Annotated in this window: 13 protein-coding genes; 7 read left to right on the top strand and 6 right to left on the bottom strand. The window is 61.9% G+C overall.

The genetic code is table 11. The features are described from left to right. The first annotated feature begins 7 nt into the window (after window positions 1-7). Window positions 8-1249, top strand: coding sequence for an MFS transporter (locus OK411_RS14605; protein WP_264365222.1), 1242 nt, complete (start codon window positions 8-10; stop codon window positions 1247-1249). A gap of 1 nt (window position 1250) precedes the next feature. Here the strand turns inward: OK411_RS14605 and OK411_RS14600 are convergent, their stop codons facing one another. Next, complete coding sequence (locus OK411_RS14600; RefSeq protein WP_073476256.1) at window positions 1251-1478, bottom strand: DUF2790 domain-containing protein; 228 nt, start codon at window positions 1476-1478, stop codon at window positions 1251-1253. Between the two features lie 30 nt (window positions 1479-1508). Next, window positions 1509-2084 carry a reactive chlorine resistance membrane protein RclC gene (rclC, locus tag OK411_RS14595; protein ID WP_264365221.1) on the bottom strand — a complete coding sequence of 192 codons (576 nt, stop codon included), beginning with the start codon at window positions 2082-2084 and terminating at the stop codon, window positions 1509-1511. Window positions 2085-2209: 125 nt separating this feature from the next. Between rclC and OK411_RS14590 the strand changes: the two genes are divergently transcribed. Then, window positions 2210-3115 carry an AraC family transcriptional regulator gene (locus OK411_RS14590; RefSeq protein WP_136493315.1) on the top strand — a complete coding sequence of 302 codons (906 nt, stop codon included), beginning with the start codon at window positions 2210-2212 and terminating at the stop codon, window positions 3113-3115. 155 nt (window positions 3116-3270) lie between these two features. Then, a complete protein-coding gene (locus tag OK411_RS14585) occupies window positions 3271-4047 on the top strand; it encodes an alpha/beta fold hydrolase (RefSeq protein ID WP_136493314.1) in 777 nt (258 codons plus the stop codon). Window positions 4048-4074: 27 nt separating this feature from the next. Here the strand turns inward: OK411_RS14585 and OK411_RS14580 are convergent, their stop codons facing one another. Both OK411_RS14580 and OK411_RS14575 read right to left on the bottom strand, forming a co-directional pair. Continuing rightward, window positions 4075-4995 (bottom strand): LysR family transcriptional regulator, encoded by a 921-nt coding sequence (locus OK411_RS14580; protein WP_016774781.1) that lies wholly within the window; start codon window positions 4993-4995, stop codon window positions 4075-4077. 153 nt (window positions 4996-5148) lie between these two features. Next, entirely contained in the window at window positions 5149-5778 is a 630-nt protein-coding gene (locus tag OK411_RS14575; protein WP_110600537.1) for a glutathione S-transferase family protein, read from the bottom strand. A 284-nt stretch (window positions 5779-6062) separates the two neighbouring features. On the opposite strand from OK411_RS14575, the gene OK411_RS14570 reads away from it, so the two are divergent. Continuing rightward, window positions 6063-8114: a pyridoxamine 5'-phosphate oxidase family protein gene (locus OK411_RS14570; protein ID WP_264365220.1), complete on the top strand. Its 2052-nt coding sequence runs from the start codon at window positions 6063-6065 to the stop codon at window positions 8112-8114. An 18-nt stretch (window positions 8115-8132) separates the two neighbouring features. Next, on the top strand, window positions 8133-8345 hold the full coding sequence (locus OK411_RS14565; RefSeq protein WP_122610583.1) for a hypothetical protein: 213 nt from the start codon (window positions 8133-8135) through the stop codon (window positions 8343-8345). Here OK411_RS14565 and gabP read toward each other — a convergent pair. Together gabP and OK411_RS14555 are read right to left on the bottom strand one after the other, a co-directional pair. After that, the gene (gene gabP, locus OK411_RS14560) at window positions 8342-9748 is read right to left on the bottom strand and encodes a GABA permease (protein WP_125927078.1); all 1407 of its coding nucleotides are present in this window, start codon (window positions 9746-9748) and stop codon (window positions 8342-8344) included. The two genes, OK411_RS14565 and gabP, sit on opposite strands and share 4 nt — an antisense overlap. A 235-nt stretch (window positions 9749-9983) precedes the next feature. Continuing rightward, the gene (locus OK411_RS14555) at window positions 9984-12110 is read right to left on the bottom strand and encodes a TonB-dependent siderophore receptor (RefSeq protein WP_264365219.1); all 2127 of its coding nucleotides are present in this window, start codon (window positions 12108-12110) and stop codon (window positions 9984-9986) included. Between the two features lie 266 nt (window positions 12111-12376). Here OK411_RS14555 and paoC point away from each other — a divergent pair, with 266 nt between their 5' ends. Together paoC and OK411_RS14545 are read left to right on the top strand one after the other, a co-directional pair. Next, window positions 12377-14587, top strand: a complete 2211-nt coding sequence (gene paoC, locus OK411_RS14550; RefSeq protein WP_264365218.1) for an aldehyde oxidoreductase molybdenum-binding subunit PaoC — start codon at window positions 12377-12379, stop codon at window positions 14585-14587. Between the two features lie 25 nt (window positions 14588-14612). Beyond that, complete coding sequence (locus tag OK411_RS14545; protein WP_264365217.1) at window positions 14613-14945, top strand: hypothetical protein; 333 nt, start codon at window positions 14613-14615, stop codon at window positions 14943-14945. Window positions 14946-15105 lie beyond the last annotated feature (160 nt).

Raw genomic sequence — 15105 nt, 5'->3', positions numbered from 1 at the left:
TGCCCTCGTGATCAGCCATCTCGATCGCCGCAACAACCGCTCGCTGGACAGTCTGAATTTCTTTCTCGCCGATGTCCGCGACGGCCTCGGGCCGTACCTCGCCATCTACTTGCTCGCCGTGCACCACTGGGACCCGGCCAGCATCGGCGTGGTCATGACCCTCGCCGGCATTGCCGCGCTGGTCACGCAGACGCCCGCTGGTGCGCTGGTTGACAGCAGCCGGGCGAAACGTGCGCTGATCATCATCGCCGCGCTGTTGGTGACGGTGAGTTGTCTGCTGCTGCCGTTCATTTCGTCATTCAGTCTGGTGGCATTGACTCAAGCCTTGAGCGCGGCGGCAGCGTCAATTTTCGCCCCGGCGATTTCCGCGATCACCCTGGGCATCACCGGCCCACGAGCATTTACCCGGCGTACCGGTCGCAACGAGACGTTCAACCATGCCGGCAACGCGTGCGCGGCGTTATTGGCCGGTTTGTTTGCCTATCTGTTCGGTCCGGTGGCGGTGTTTTATCTGATGGCGGTCATGGCGCTGGCCAGTGTGATTGCCGTGCTGTTCGTTTCGGCCGAAGCGATAGATCACGACGTCGCGCGCGGTTTGCAGCCTGGCGATCAAAGCCATCAGCCGTCCGGATTCAAGGTACTGCTGAGCAATCGCCCGTTACTGATGTTTGCCCTGTGCTGTGCGCTGTTTCACTTGGCCAACGCGGCGATGCTGCCGCTGGTGAGCCAGAAACTCGCCCAAGCCAACTTGCACATGGCCACGCCGCTGACGTCGGCGTGCATCGTCGCCGCGCAATTGGTGATGGTGCCGATGGCGCTGCTGGCCGGTGCGAAAGCCGATGTCTGGGGGCGCAAACCGTTATTGCTGGCGGGTTTTCTGATCCTGCCGCTGCGTGGCTTGCTCTACACCTTCTCGGATGATCCGTACTGGCTGGTCGCCGTGCAGTTGCTCGACGGCGTCGGCGCTGGGCTGTTCGGCGCGCTGTTCCCGGTGATGGTCAAGGATCTCACCCTCGGCTCCGGGCATTTCAATGTCAGCCTCGGCGCGCTGACCACAGCATTTGGCCTTGGCGCGGCGCTGAGCAATGGGCTGGCCGGATTCGTCGTCGAGGCCGCCGGTTACAGCGCGGCATTCCTGACCCTCGCCGGGGTTGCAGCGGCAGCATTCCTGCTGCTGTTGATCGGCGTTCCGGAAACGCTGCAGCGGACTGAGCAATTCGAGTCCGCTGCAGTTATGGGCCAAACCTGAGCTAATCGCCACCGCAGCCATCGCCGAGCACGTTGTACGTGGCGACATGCCGCTGGCCGTGGCTGTCTTCATAGACGACCTCCACCGGAACAATTCCGCAGGCGGCGCTGGTGTCGGTGATGCTGATGGTTTTGGCGATGTCCAGTGGCACGCCGGTCTGCGCAGGTTCGGTGGCGGCGAAGACGTTGCCGGCGAGGATGGTCAGGGTCAAAGCAATAAACGTTTTCATCGTGTGATCTCTCTATAAAGGATGAGGAATTCAGGCCTGACGTTCAGTCAGCAATTGGCGCGCGGAATCGGCCATGACCGGCAGCGCTCCGGCGAGCATCAGGACGTCTTTGAGCACCAGGCGTCCGGCGCCGGACAGATAGGGAAAGCCATGCTGACCATCGCCCAGCGCAGCGACCCAGGCTTCAGGCGTGGTAACCAGAAAGCTCAGGGTCACCAGCGGCGTAGCGAACGCCAGCGCGCCACCGAGCAGGCCGGTGCGGCGGGACAGCGGGTTGGACAGGACCAGCAGACCGATGAGCATTTCCACCACGCCAAGCCCGGTGGAAAAGCCGTAGGTATTGTTCGCGGTCTGCCAGGCGCGCTTGTCGGCGTTCAGCTCGCCCTCATGCGTCAGGTGCGCCTTGTAGTCCTGCGGGTGTTCGTAGAAGAACGACATCACCGGGCTGTTGGCGACGAAGGGCGTGATGCTGTCGGCTTCGTACGGGACGAATTTCAGCGCGCCGATCCACAGGAAGACGATGGCGATGGCCACGCGCATCAGCGGGATACCTAGGCGATCGAGTTTGCCGAGCTGTTGTAGTCCGGCGTTGATTGAGGTGAACATGCGACTTCTCCAGATCAATGAAAGTGGAGTCAGTCTGCGGTGCTACCGAATCGCGCTTTTGTCGGTCATGCTCAACGTCTTGCTCAATCGTCTCAACTTTGCGGATTCCTTCGTGATGGGTGCCAATGAACTCGCTCGATAAGCTCATCAGCCTGGCCAACGTGCGCGGCAGCCTCGATCTGCGTTGCCAGTTTCAAGGCGATTGGGCGCGCGATCATCAACAAGAAGCCTTGGGCAAGGCGCCCTACCACGTCGTGCTCAAAGGTGAATGCCGGGTTGAACTGGCCAGCGGACAACGCCTGGCGATGCGCGCCGGCGATATTCTGCTGTTGCCACGGGGTACGCCGCATGTGCTGCACAGTGACGGCAAAAACGTAGCGCCGATGTCGCCAACGCTGATTCCCGGCGGGGTGTTGCCGATCTATCGGCTGGGCGGCGCGAGCGCCGATCTGGACATGCTCTGCGGTGGCTTTCATTACAACCGCGCGTCGATGCTGTTCGCCGCCCTCCCCGATTACCTGTTGATTGCCAACGATGGTTTGCCGGTGGATGCGCCGCTGACCGCCCTGGTCGCGCTATTGCGCAGCGAAGCCGACAGCGAACAGCCGGGCGCGCGGTTCCTCCTCGATTCACTGTCCCAAGCCTTGTTCACCTTGATTCTGCGTGCGCATCTGGCCCGTGCGGAGCAGGACAAGAGCACCCTGGCGCTGCTAGGCGACCAGCGCCTCGGCCGAACCTGTCAGGCGATACTGGCCGACCCGGCGCACGAATGGACCATCGAAGCCATGGCCGACACCGCGAACATGTCCCGCGCGACGTTCATGCGCACCTTCGCCCGGGTCGCTGGCGTGTCGCCGTGGGTGCTGCTGACTCAATTGCGCATGGAGCTGGCGTTCAGTCTGCTCAGCCATTCGCATCTGGGCCTGAATGACATTGCCGTGCAGGTCGGCTATCAGTCCCAAGCTGCATTCAGCAAAAAATTCAAGGAAACCTACGGCGAGGCCCCGGGCAAGATCCGCCGCGCGATCTGAACGGATGGGTCGCTTTGTATCAGCGTGTAGCTTTCGCCGACACAGATACATACGCATGCGAAGTTCGGCCGTGCGCACACACAACTGACACATTTAGCGCGCTAAATACCACTGTCGCTTCCATTCCTACCTTAATCAATCGACAGGACATCACCATGAACAAAGTCTTCGTTACCCTCGCCCTTACCGCCGCCATGTTTGGTGCCACCGCCGCCTTCGCCGCCCCCGTTAAACCGACCGTGGTACTGGTACACGGCGCATTCGCCGATTCGAGCAGCTGGAACGGCGTGGTCAAGATTCTCGAAAAGGATGGCTACCCGGTGATCGCCGCTGCCAACCCACTGCGCTCAGTCAAGGGTGATGCGCAATCGGTGGCGGATGTACTGGCCAGCGTGAAAACCCCGGTGGTGTTGGTCGGCCACTCCTACGGTGGCCCGGTGATCAGCGAAGCCGCTTACGGCAATGCCAATGTCAAAGCGCTGGTGTACGTCGCCGCTTTTGCCCCGGAAAAGGGTGAAACCGCAGCCGAATTGTCCGGGCGTTTCCCCGGCAGCACCCTTGGCCCGACCCTGTCGGCCCCGGTTGAGCTGGCCGATGGTGGCAAGGATTTGTACATCCAGCAGGACAAATTCCATGAGCAGTTCGCAGCCGATGTTTCCCCGGCAGATGCGAAGTTGATGGCCGCCACCCAGCGCCCGGTGACCGTCGCCGCGCTCAACGAAGCCGCCACCGAGCCTGCATGGAAAACCGTGCCGTCGTACTTCGTCTACGGTGACCAGGACAAGAACATCCCGGCGCAAGCCCTGGCGTTCATGGCCGAGCGCGCGCACTCCAAGCAGACCGTCGTGGTCAAAGGCGCGTCGCACGTGGTGATGGTGTCCAACCCGAAAGCCGTCGCCAGCCTGATCGAAACCGCTGCGGCCGCGAAGTGATCCGTCGCTGAATTGAAACTTGAAGCCTTAGCCGTGAACCCTGTTCACGGCTTTCAGCGCTGGATGATGTTGTAGACGTTCGCTGAGGAAATCGACAAACGTGCGCACCTTCGCCGGTACGCGCGGATGTTTCAGATAGACCAGTTGCACCGGTAACGCCGGCGGCTCAAATGCCTGCAACACCAATTCCAGTTCACCGGCCGCAACCTGGCTGGCGACTTGATAAGACAGCACCCGGGTAATGCCCCAACCGGAACTGGCGATGTTGATTGCCGCCTGATTCGCCGTGACCACCAGACGCGGTTCGAAGCGAAAACTCAACGGGCCATCCGCATGGGCGAATTGCCAATCGCTGAGCAAATGACTGGCGGACGACATGACGATATTGGCGCGGCTCAGCTCGTTCGGATGTTGCGGTCGGCCATAGCGGGCGAAGTAATCGGGGGTGCCGCAAATCACTTGGCGGACCTCGCCGACCTTGATTGCATGCTGATTGTTTTCGTGCAGATGGCCGATGCGTACGGCGACATCGATACCCTCTTCCGCCATGTTCACCACGCGATCGACCAGCAAGGCCTTCAGATGCACCGAAGGAAACGCGTCGACGTATTGCGCCAGCAACGGCGCGATGAACAACTCGCCAAACAACACCGACGCGGTCACGCTCAAGTGCCCGCACGGCACCCGATAACTGCCGGCAGCGGCCTCTTCGGCTTCGTCGACGTCGCACAGAATTCTTCGGCAATCGTCCAGATAACGATGCCCGGCTTCGGTCAGGTGCAGGCTGCGCGTGGTGCGCGACAACAGGCGCGTGCCGATGCGTTGCTCCAGCGCGGCAATGGCGCGGGTGACGCTGGGGGGCGAGGTGTTCAAACGCCGGGCCGCCGCCGCAAAGCCACCCTCCTCGGCCACGGCCAGGAACATGCGCATTTCCTGAAAACGATCCATAGGTGGGAACCTGTAAAAAACTTCGAAAACACAGTGAAATCATGTGGGAGCGAGCCTGCTCGCGAAGGCATTCTGTCAGTCAACATCACCGTTGAATGACACACCGCTTTCGCGAGCAGGCTCGCTCCCACAGGGGATGTGCATCGTTGTGAGTCAAGCTGTTTGCAGGCCCACCGCTGTGCGCTGCATGCCGACGAATTTCGGCAGCGCCTCGACCCGCGCCAGCCACGCCCGCACATTCGGATATTCATCCAGCGAGACATTGCCTTCCGGTGCGTGGGCGACGTAAGTGTAGGCGGCCACATCGGCGACGGTTGCCTTGTCGCCGGCAAGGAATGCGCTGTTGGCCAACTCGTCTTCCATCACTTGCAATAAAGCGTGGGAACGCTTGATCGCATCAGCCGCGTCGTAACCGGCGCCGAACACAGTGATCAAGCGCGCCGTGGCAGGACCCGAGCTGATCTGCCCGGCGGCGACCGATAACCAGCGTTGCACCTTGGCTTGTTCGACCGGATCGCTCGGCAGCCACTGGCCGTTGCCGTATTTGCTCGCCAGATAAACCAGAATGCCGTTGGAATCCGCGAGCACCGTGCCGTTGTCATCAATCACCGGCACTTGGCCGAAACGATTGAGGGCAAGGAATTCAGGGGTTTTGTGGGCGCCCTTCATCAGGTCGACGAACACCAGTTCGGTCGGCACATCCAGCAGGGACAACATCAACTCGACGCGGTGCGAGTGGCCGGACAACGGATGGCGGTACAGTTTGACGGCTGACTGGGACATGACGTGCTCCTGGTTATTTGAGGTCGACCCGCTGATCGTGTCGATGGGGCTCATCCTGCTCCCCTGCCGCAAATCGCGGAATCCTCAGCAAATACAATCGAGCATTTCAGCCAGTGAAATAATCACCCGCCTCCTTAGGCGCGCGCAGGGATCATTTCACCGAGTGAAACAGTGGATTGCAGTTTCTGGCCATTCCCTCGCAACTGGCCGAGGGCGAACATGAGCCCACTTGAGCTTCAGCCCCTGGCGGCTCACCGGCCCGTTTGTACCCGAGGAGAATCGAAATGGACACAGCGTCGAAACCGCAGCCCTCGCCCTGGCATGAAGGTGAGCTGACCCTGCAACGTGCCGTCGGCGCGGTGGAGATGATGGTCGGTGTCGGCCAGCGGCAACTGGCCCGCGACTGGATGCCGGACCAGCACCGCGAGTTCTATGCGCAACTGCCCTTCGTCGTGCTCGGCGCTGTCGACAGCCAGGGCGACCCGTGGGCGACGCTGCGCACCGGTCAACCGGGGTTCATGGATTCGCCGTCGCCTCAGGTGCTGAAGATCAAACTCGACGCGCAGCCCAACGACCCGGCCAATCAAGGCCTGCAACCCGGCGATGCGATCGGCATGCTTGGCATCGAGCTGCACACCCGTCGGCGCAATCGCATGAACGGCAATATCAGCCGCCGCGATGACAACATTCTTGAGATCGGCGTCACCCAGGCTTACGGCAACTGCCCGCGCTACATCAATCTGCGCCACTACGCGTTCGTCGATGAGACCACCGACAACGCGCTCGACTTGCCGGTCAGCGAACCCTTGGTGCGCGACATGATCACCGCCGCTGACTCGTTCTACGTGGCCACTTACGTGGTGCGCGACGGCGAGCGCCAAGTCGACGTGTCCCATCGCGGCGGCAAATCCGGCTTCGTGCACATGGACGAGGACGGCACCCTGACCATCCCGGATTTCTCCGGCAATCTGTTCTTCAACACCTTGGGCAACATCCTGCTCAACCCGCGCGCCGGGCTGACCTTTATCGATTTCGAAAGCGGCGATCTGTTGCAGATGACCGGCAGCGCAGAAGTGCTGCTCGACGATCCGCAAATCGCCGCGTTCCAGGGCGCCGAGCGCCTGTGGCGCTTCAAGCCGCAGCGCATCGTTTACCGTCAGGCCGCGCTGCCACTGCGCTGGGCCGAGCAGCCGGAAGGCGATTCGCCCAATTCGCAAATGACCGGCAGCTGGGAACAGACCCGCGAGCGTTTGCAGGCCGAGGCGCTGCGCAATCAATGGCGCGCGCTGCACGTCACGCGGGTGGTCGATGAGAGTCCGCAGATCCGCTCCTTTTACCTGCAAGCCAACGACGGCTTCGGCCTGCCGCGCTTTGAACCGGGCCAGCACTTGCCGATCAAGGTCTTGCTCGACGGTCAGGACGCCGCGTCGATCCGCACCTATAGCGTGTCCAGCGCGCCGTCGGACGAATTCCTGCGCATCAGCGTCAAACGCGATGGCTCGGTGTCTTCGCATCTGCATGATCGGGTTCAGGCACTGGATTTGATCGAAGCCCGCGCGCCGCAAGGCGACTTCACCGTCGACGCCACCGAACGCCGGCCACTGGTGCTGTTGGCCGCTGGCGTTGGGGTGACGCCGTTGCTGTCGATGCTGCGCGAGGTGGTCTATCAGGGCAAACGCATCAGCCGCATGCGCCCGACCTGGGTGGTGCAAAGCAGTCGCACCGTCGAGGATCTGGCCTTTCGCGAAGAAATCGACGCCTTGGCTGCGCGCGCCGGTGACAAGGTCAAGGTGCTGCGCGTGGTCAGCCAGCCGCCGCTGGACGCAACAGCGCAGGGTTACGATCATGCCGGGCGCATCGACGTCGCCCTGCTGAAGAGCCTGCTGCCGCTGGATGACTACGATTTCTACCTGTGCGGCCCGGGCAGCTTCACTCAGGCGCTGTACGACGGCTTGCGCAAAATGCGCATTCCCGACGATCGCATCCACGCCGAAACCTTCGGCCCGTCGACGCTGATCCGCGATGTCGAAATCAGCACCCCGGCGCCGCCGCAGGTGCCGGTCGCCGAAGAACCCGTCAAGGTATTGTTTGCGACGTCCGGCAAGGAAGCACGCTGGGAACCGGGCAGCGGCACCTTGCTGGAACTGGCCGAGGCACGTGGCTTGAATCCGGAGTTCAGCTGTCGCGGCGGCTCGTGCGGCACCTGCAAAACCCGCCTTACCAGCGGCCAGGTGCATTACCTCACCCCGCCGGCCATGCGCCTGGCGGACGACGAAGTGCTGATCTGCTGCGCCGCCCCGGCGCAGGGCAGCGAAACCCTGGTGCTGGACGTTTGAATCATGAGGAGGTGCGCCATGAAGCCGTTTGCCGAAACCAACGTCGTTTGGCCGCAAGAGAACACCGGACTGTCCGCCAGTGAATGCGAACGCAGCTTTTTGCTGCCGCAATTGATGGGTTCACTCGCCGGTGAAACCTGCGCGTTGACGGGCTCATTCAATCAACGTGAGCATCTGCCTTCGAGCCCGAACGGCTGGTTTTCCCGTGGGCTCAAGGCGTTGTTTGCTTAGGCTTTGCTCACCGCAACCACTCTGCCCGTCGGCCGGTGCTGGCGGCTGGTGACCAGGCCAATCAACGAGATCAGCAGCGCCAGGCCAATGGTCGAAGTCACTTCCAGGCGGTGTTCAGGGGTGATCATCATCACTGCCAACGCCGCGCAGATAAAGGCGATGACCAGCCAGGTGAGCCAGGGAAACAGCCACATGCGCAAGGTCATTTCGACCTTTTCCCGTTCCAGCCGGCGGCGCATGCGCAACTGCGAAATGGCGATCACCAGATACACCAGCAAGGCAATTGCGCCGGAGCTGGCGAGCAAGAACTGGAACAAACCGGCCGGCATGAAATAGCTGAGCAAGGTAACGCCTGCGCCGATCACCGTGCTGGCAATGACCGCCGCGCGTGGCACGCCGGCCGCCGAAGTCACCTTCAATGCCGGCGGCGCATCGCCGCGTCGGCCCAGCGAATAGAGCATGCGCGAGGAAATGTAGATCGACGAGTTCATGCAACTGGCCACCGCGATCAACACGACCACGTCGACGAGGAATTTGGCGTTAGGGATATTCATCAATTCCAGTGCGCGCTGGTAGGAACCGACCGAGGCAAGTTGCGGGTCGTTCCACGGCACCACGGAAATCACCACGAAGATCGACAGCAGATAGAAGATGCCGATACGCCAGATTACCGAGCGCGTGGCCTTGGCGATGTTCTGCGCCGGATTGTTCGATTCCGCAGCGGCAATGGTCACCGCTTCGGTGCCGATGAAACTGAACATGATGGTGATGAACGCGCCGACCACTGCCGACATGCCGTTCGGCGCAAAGCCGCCGTGCTCGGCCATCAGCGTGCTCAAGCCACTGGCTTCGCGCTCGGGAATCCAGCCCATCAGCACCGCAAAACCCAGGCCGATGAAACCGATGATCGCGATGACCTTGGCCATGGCGAACCAGAATTCGAACTCGCCGTATTTCGACACGCTGAACAGGTTGGTGATGACCAGCAGCACGATCGACAGCAAGGCGAATAACCATGCATCGACCTGGGGAAACCACTGATTGAGCACGTGCCCGGCGGCCAGTGCTTCGATGGGAATTACCAGCACCCAGAACCACCAGTAGAGCCAGCCGATGGTGAACCCGGCCCAGCGGCCAATGGCTTGATCGGCGTAGGTGGAAAACGAGCCGGTGTCGGGATGCGCCACGGCCATTTCGCCGAGCATGCGCATGACCAGCACGACCAGCAGACCGGAGAACAGATAAGCGAGCAGCACCGCAGGTCCTGCGGCGGCGATGGCGTGGCCTGAGCCAACGAAAAGTCCTGCGCCGATGATGCCGGCAATGGAAAGCATGGTGACGTGACGCGGTTTGAAACCTTGCGCCAACTGACCGTTGGAGTCCTTGGGGTTCAGGCTAGTCATGGGTTCTTATTGTTCTCATGATCGACGTTTGGGCCACTGACTGAGCGTCAGGCGATCATCATTTCCGGTGGCGGCATCAGGCGAAAGCTGCGACGCAGACGCTTTGCCGACGAAATGATGCTTCACCTTACGTGGCCCGGCCGCCGCGCAACTAGCCTGAGTGCGGCATGCCGATGTCTGATTTCGACATGCCACTCTCAGGCCAGCATGGGTCGGCGGCAACCGCTGCGGCGATTTACAGCGTGTAGGAAATCCCCACCTGCACGGTTCGCGGCGCCCCCGGGTAGGCGTAAACGTTGCCGAAGGCGCCTTCTTCGTAGTCGCGATCAAAGATGTTTTTCACATCGAGATTGAGGCGCACTTTGTCGTTCACCTTGTAGAAGCTCAGCAGGTCGACCACGGTGTAACTGCCCATGGAAAACGCGGTGTTGGCGGTCTGCCCGGCGCGCTCGTCGACGTATTTCAGGCCGGTGCCAAGGCCAAGGCCTTTGAGCGTGCCGTCCTGGAATTCGTACATGTTGAGCAGGCTGAAGCTGTTCTTCGGAATGTTCAGCAGGCGGGTGCCGGAGCGCAGCGTGTTGTCCTTGGTCACCTCGGCGTCGACGTAGGCGTAACCGCCGACTACTCGCCACTCAGGGGTGAGGTTGCCGGTGACGTTGACGTCGAAACCACGGCTGCGTACTTCACCGGCGGCGACGCTGAAGGTCGAATCCACCGGGTCGGTGGTCAGCACGTTGCGTTTTTCGATCTGGTAGATCGCCGCGTCGACGCTCAACTGCTGATCCAGCGCTTCCCACTTCACGCCCATCTCGTAGGACTTGCCTTTCTCTGGAGCGAAGCCGCCGCCTTCGCGACTGGCGCCTGTGTTGGGCTTGAACGAGCGCGCGGTGTTGGCGTACACCGCCAGGGTATCGGTCAAATCGTAGGTGACGCCGATACGCGGGGTGACGGCGTTGTCGCTGGCCTGCCAGCTCCTGCCGCCGGGCACGTAGGTTTCGTAATCGTGCTCGAAGCGCTCGAAACGCGCGCCGGCCAGCACTTTCAGTTTGTCGGTCAGGGCGACCTGATCCTGCAGGAACGCGGCGTAGGTCTTGAGGTTCTCTTTATCGTGGGTCGGTGTGCGGGTCAGCGCCGGGCGTGGCTGGCCGTAGACCGGGTTGAAGATGTCGATCGGGTAGGCACTGACCGCGCCGCTGGAGCGCTGGATGATCGACTTGTAATCGTAATCTTCATACTCGATGCCGGTGAGCAAGGTGTGCTGCAGACCGCCAGTGTCGAAATGCCCGGTGAGATTGAGCTGGGTGTCCTTGTCGGTCCATTCCAGCTTGCGGTAGTTGAAGTTACGCCCCAGCGTGCGGCCGTCAGCGGCAATGCCGTTGGCCTCGATCGCATTGCCCTTGAGCGAGCCGTCGAGCCACTGGAATCCACCGCCCAGGGTCCAGTCGTCGTTGAGCATGTGTTCGAAACGCAGTTGCGCCATGTTGTTGTCGTTGTGCAGCTTGCCGACGTCCTTCTCGCCAAAGAAGGTATCGCGCGAGGCAGTGCCGATCTGCGCCGGGTAGCGCGTCACGCCACGATCGAGCGGCGCGTTGTTGCGCATGAAATCGCCTTCGAAAATCAGCTTGGTCGCGTCGCTGGCCTGCCAGCTCAGCACCGGCGTGATGCCGTAGCGCTCGGTGTCGACATGATCGCGGAAGGTGTCGCCGCCCTCGCCCACCACATTCAAGCGATAGGCCAGACGCCCTTCTTCGTCGAGCGGCCCGGAAGCGTCGAGGGTGCCGCGCTTCATGCCTTGGTCGTTCAACTGGCTGCCTAACGTAACGGTGCGCTCGGGCAACGGTTGTTTCGACACCACGTTGAAGGTACCGCCGGGATCGCCACGGCCATAGAGCATGGTGGCCGGGCCGCGCAGTACTTCCAGACGCTCGATGGTGTTGGCGTCGGGCATGTTCGGGTAGCCACGGTTGATCGGGAAACCGTTGCGGTAGAACTCACCCGTGGTGAAGCCGCGCACGGTGAACGTGGTCAGGCCCTGCCCACCGAAATTGTTCGCGCGCCCGACGCCGCCGGCGTAATCCAGCGCATCCTGCAAACGCGTCGCGCCGAGGTCTTCAACGGCATCCTTGGTCACAACGCTGATCGATTGCGGAGTTTCATGAATCGAAGTGTCGGTGCGCGTGGCGCTGGCCGAACGCGTCGCGCGATAGCCTTGCACCGGGCCGTCTGCCCTTTCGTAATCCGCTGTGCCGACCACATCGGTGGCTTCCAGCTCAAGCGTTGAAGAAGTCGGTTCGGCTGAATCAGCCCACGAGGAAGAAGACAACGCCTGCAGCACACAGATGGAAAGCAGAGTTCGACGCATGAGGTGAAAACCTTTACGAATAGGCCAGAACAAAGGGCAAAACCGCCATTGAAAACGTCGCGCATGGTATACGGTCGCATTAGTAATTGAAACGTATTCTTATTTGTCATGTTGGTCAGGATTGGTGAGCGGGATTCATCACTCCATCCTGAAACCGCGCATTATCAGCAGCGCGTCGATGGCCTACGCTCGTAGAGATCCGACGTCAATCGATGGCTGCGCCGCGCTACTTGGGCGCCGCCAGCCTGTCTGAAAGGAATTTGCAGATGAAATTCGACACCCCGGCCGGCGCCAATCCGATCGACCAGCTGAACGTCATCGGCCAACCTGCCGACCGCATCGACGGCAAGCTGAAAACCACCGGCACCGCCCCCTACGCCTACGAGCAAAACGCAGCGGTGCCGGACGCCGCCTATGGCTATATCGTCGGCGCCGGGATCGGCAAGGGGCGCATTGCCTCGATCGATTCGACGCAAGCGCGGGAGGCGTCCGGGGTGATTGCCATCGTCACTTACGAAAACGCCGGGCCATTGGCCAAAGGCGAGTTTTACGTAGCCAGGGCCTTGGCCGGGCCGCAGGTCGATCACTATCACCAGGCCGTGGCAATTGTCGTCGCAGACACTTTTGAACAGGCCCGCGCGGCCGCCGGCTTGCTCGACATCCGCTACGTGGCCGAACCAGGTTCCTTCGATCTGGCGGCTGCGAAAGACTCCGCAACCCCACCGCCACCGGCCGGCTTCGGCCCGCCGCCGCAGACCAGCGTCGGTGACTTTGAAGGCGCCTTCAACGCTGCGCCCGTGCAAATTGATCAGCACTACAGCACGCCTGACCAGGCCCACGCGATGATGGAACCGCACGCAACCATTGCCCGCTGGAGTGGCACGCAGTTGACCTTGTGGACATCGATCCAACAGATCAACTGGGGCGTGCGCGATCTGGCGAAAACCCTCGGCATCGCCAAGGAAGATGTGCGCCTGATCTCGCCGTATATCGGCGGTGGTTTCGGCGGTAAAGGCACGATTCTTTGCGACGCAGTGTTGGCATCCCTGGCCGCTCGACATGCCGGGCGACCGGTGAAAGTCGCGCTGCCGCGGCCGCTGATGTTCAACAACCTGACCCATCGTCCGGCGACGCTTCAGCGCCTGCGCATCGGTGCCAACCGTGACGGCGTGATCACGGCAATCGGCCACGAGAGCTGGTCGGGCAATCTGCGCGGCGGACGCGCCGAAGCGGCTACCGCGTCAACCCGCTTGCTTTACGCCGGGGCCAATCGCATGACCCGTTTGAATCTCGCCGTGCTCGATCTCGCCGAGGGTTCGGCGATGCGCGCGCCGGGCGAGGCACCGGGGATGATGGCGCTGGAAATCGCCATGGATGAACTGGCGGAAAAGCTGCAGATGGATCCGCTGCAACTGCGCATCCTCAACGATTCGCAGGTCGATCCGGAGCAACCGGCGCGGCCGTTCTCCAAACGGCAGTTGGTGGAATGCCTGAACACTGGGGCCGAACGCTTCGGCTGGCGTCAGCGCAACCCTCAACCCGCTCAGCGCCGTGAGGGCGGTTGGCTGATCGGCATCGGGCTGGCCTCGGCGATTCGCGGCGCACCGACGACCGCTTCGGCGGCGCGGGTGCGTCTCGATCGTCAAGGCGTCATCACCGTGGAAACCGACATGACCGACATCGGCACCGGCAGTTACACCATCATCGCCCAGACCGCTGCCGAAATGATGGGCGTGCCGCTGGACCGTGTCGTGGTGCACTTGGGCGATTCGCGGTTTCCGGAATCGTCGGGCTCCGGCGGCCAGTGGGGCGCGGCCTCCTCCACTGCCGGCGTGTATGCCGCGTGCGTGAAACTGCGTGAGGCCGCCGCTCGCGCCGTCGGGATTGACCCGCAGCAAGCGGAGTTTGTCGACGGGCAAATTCGCGCAGGCTCGCAGCAGGTTGGCTTGGCTCAGGCCGCAGCCAATGGCGGGCTGACGGGCGAGGACCGCATGGAATACGGTGACCTTGCCCAGCGCTTCGCCCAGCAGACCTTCGGCGCGCATTTCGCCGAGGTCGCGGTCAATGCGGCGACCGGCGAAATTCGCCTGCGTCGGCAACTGGCCGTGTGCGCGGCCGGGCGCATCCTCAATCCGAAAACCGCGCGCAGCCAGATCATCGGCGGCATGACCATGGGCGCAGGAGCGGCATTGATGGAAGAGCTGGCGGTGGATCATCGAATCGGCTTTTTCGTCAATCACGATCTGGCCGGATACGAGGTGCCGGTGCACGCCGACATTCCCCATCAGGAAGTAATCTTTCTCGATGAAGTCGATCCGTATGCAACCCCGTTGAAAGCCAAAGGCGTTGGCGAGCTGGGTATCAGCGGCGCGGCGGCCGCCATCGCCAACGCGATCTATAACGCTTGCGGCGTGCGGGTGCGCGCTTATCCGATTACGCTGGATAAACTCATCGGCGAGTTGTCCTACCCGGTCTGAGACTGGATCACGCAGGATATCGCCCATGTACCCCACCACCCCCGATGGCCGCTATTTTGTGGTCAAGCAGCAACTCTGGCGTTGCAGCAATCCAGCGCTGCCGGCCGCCAAGCGTGAGGCATTTGTAGCCGAACTCATGTCAGCGCGGCGTGCGGTCAAAGAGGCAAAGCGTGCGGAGGATGCACAGGCGTTGAAGTCAGCAAGAGCTCGCGTCAACGACGCCAAAGTCGCGCTGGGTGAGCGCGGGCCGGTGTGGTGGGATGACGGCAGCCCGGATTACAACCGATTCAAAGTGAGCAATACACCGTATGCGCAGTGGTTTGCCCAACTGCCGGACAAGAACGGCGGACCTGCCTGAGTACTGATGGCCTGCAGAGCCCCAATCAAACAAGCAACGCAGGTCCCCTGTGGGAGCGAGCCTGCTCGCGAATGCGTTGGGTCAGGCGATGAAGATGTTGAATGTGCCGACGTCTTCGCGAGCAGGCTCGCTCCCACAGTGGATTTTGCGTGTCGCCGGG

The sequence above is a fragment of the Pseudomonas sp. RG1 genome, assembly GCF_025910115.1.
In the GTDB taxonomy this organism is placed as follows: domain Bacteria; phylum Pseudomonadota; class Gammaproteobacteria; order Pseudomonadales; family Pseudomonadaceae; genus Aquipseudomonas; species Aquipseudomonas atacamensis.
This window is presented reverse-complemented; position numbering and strand designations above follow the sequence as displayed.

Bases quoted from the DNA above. Each gene is read 5' to 3' on its own strand.
- OK411_RS14600 (WP_073476256.1), bottom strand. From the start codon at position 1,478: ATGAAAACGTTTATTGCTTTGACCCTGACCATCCTCGCCGGCAACGTC.
- rclC (WP_264365221.1), bottom strand. From the start codon at position 2,084: ATGTTCACCTCAATCAACGCCGGACTACAACAGCTCGGCAAACTCGAT.
- OK411_RS14590 (WP_136493315.1), top strand. From the start codon at position 2,210: ATGAACTCGCTCGATAAGCTCATCAGCCTGGCCAACGTGCGCGGCAGC.
- OK411_RS14585 (WP_136493314.1), top strand. From the start codon at position 3,271: ATGAACAAAGTCTTCGTTACCCTCGCCCTTACCGCCGCCATGTTTGGT.
- OK411_RS14580 (WP_016774781.1), bottom strand. From the start codon at position 4,995: ATGGATCGTTTTCAGGAAATGCGCATGTTCCTGGCCGTGGCCGAGGAG.
- OK411_RS14575 (WP_110600537.1), bottom strand. From the start codon at position 5,778: ATGTCCCAGTCAGCCGTCAAACTGTACCGCCATCCGTTGTCCGGCCAC.
- OK411_RS14570 (WP_264365220.1), top strand. From the start codon at position 6,063: ATGGACACAGCGTCGAAACCGCAGCCCTCGCCCTGGCATGAAGGTGAG.
- OK411_RS14565 (WP_122610583.1), top strand. From the start codon at position 8,133: ATGAAGCCGTTTGCCGAAACCAACGTCGTTTGGCCGCAAGAGAACACC.
- gabP (WP_125927078.1), bottom strand. From the start codon at position 9,748: ATGACTAGCCTGAACCCCAAGGACTCCAACGGTCAGTTGGCGCAAGGT.
- OK411_RS14555 (WP_264365219.1), bottom strand. From the start codon at position 12,110: ATGCGTCGAACTCTGCTTTCCATCTGTGTGCTGCAGGCGTTGTCTTCT.
- paoC (WP_264365218.1), top strand. From the start codon at position 12,377: ATGAAATTCGACACCCCGGCCGGCGCCAATCCGATCGACCAGCTGAAC.
- OK411_RS14545 (WP_264365217.1), top strand. From the start codon at position 14,613: ATGTACCCCACCACCCCCGATGGCCGCTATTTTGTGGTCAAGCAGCAA.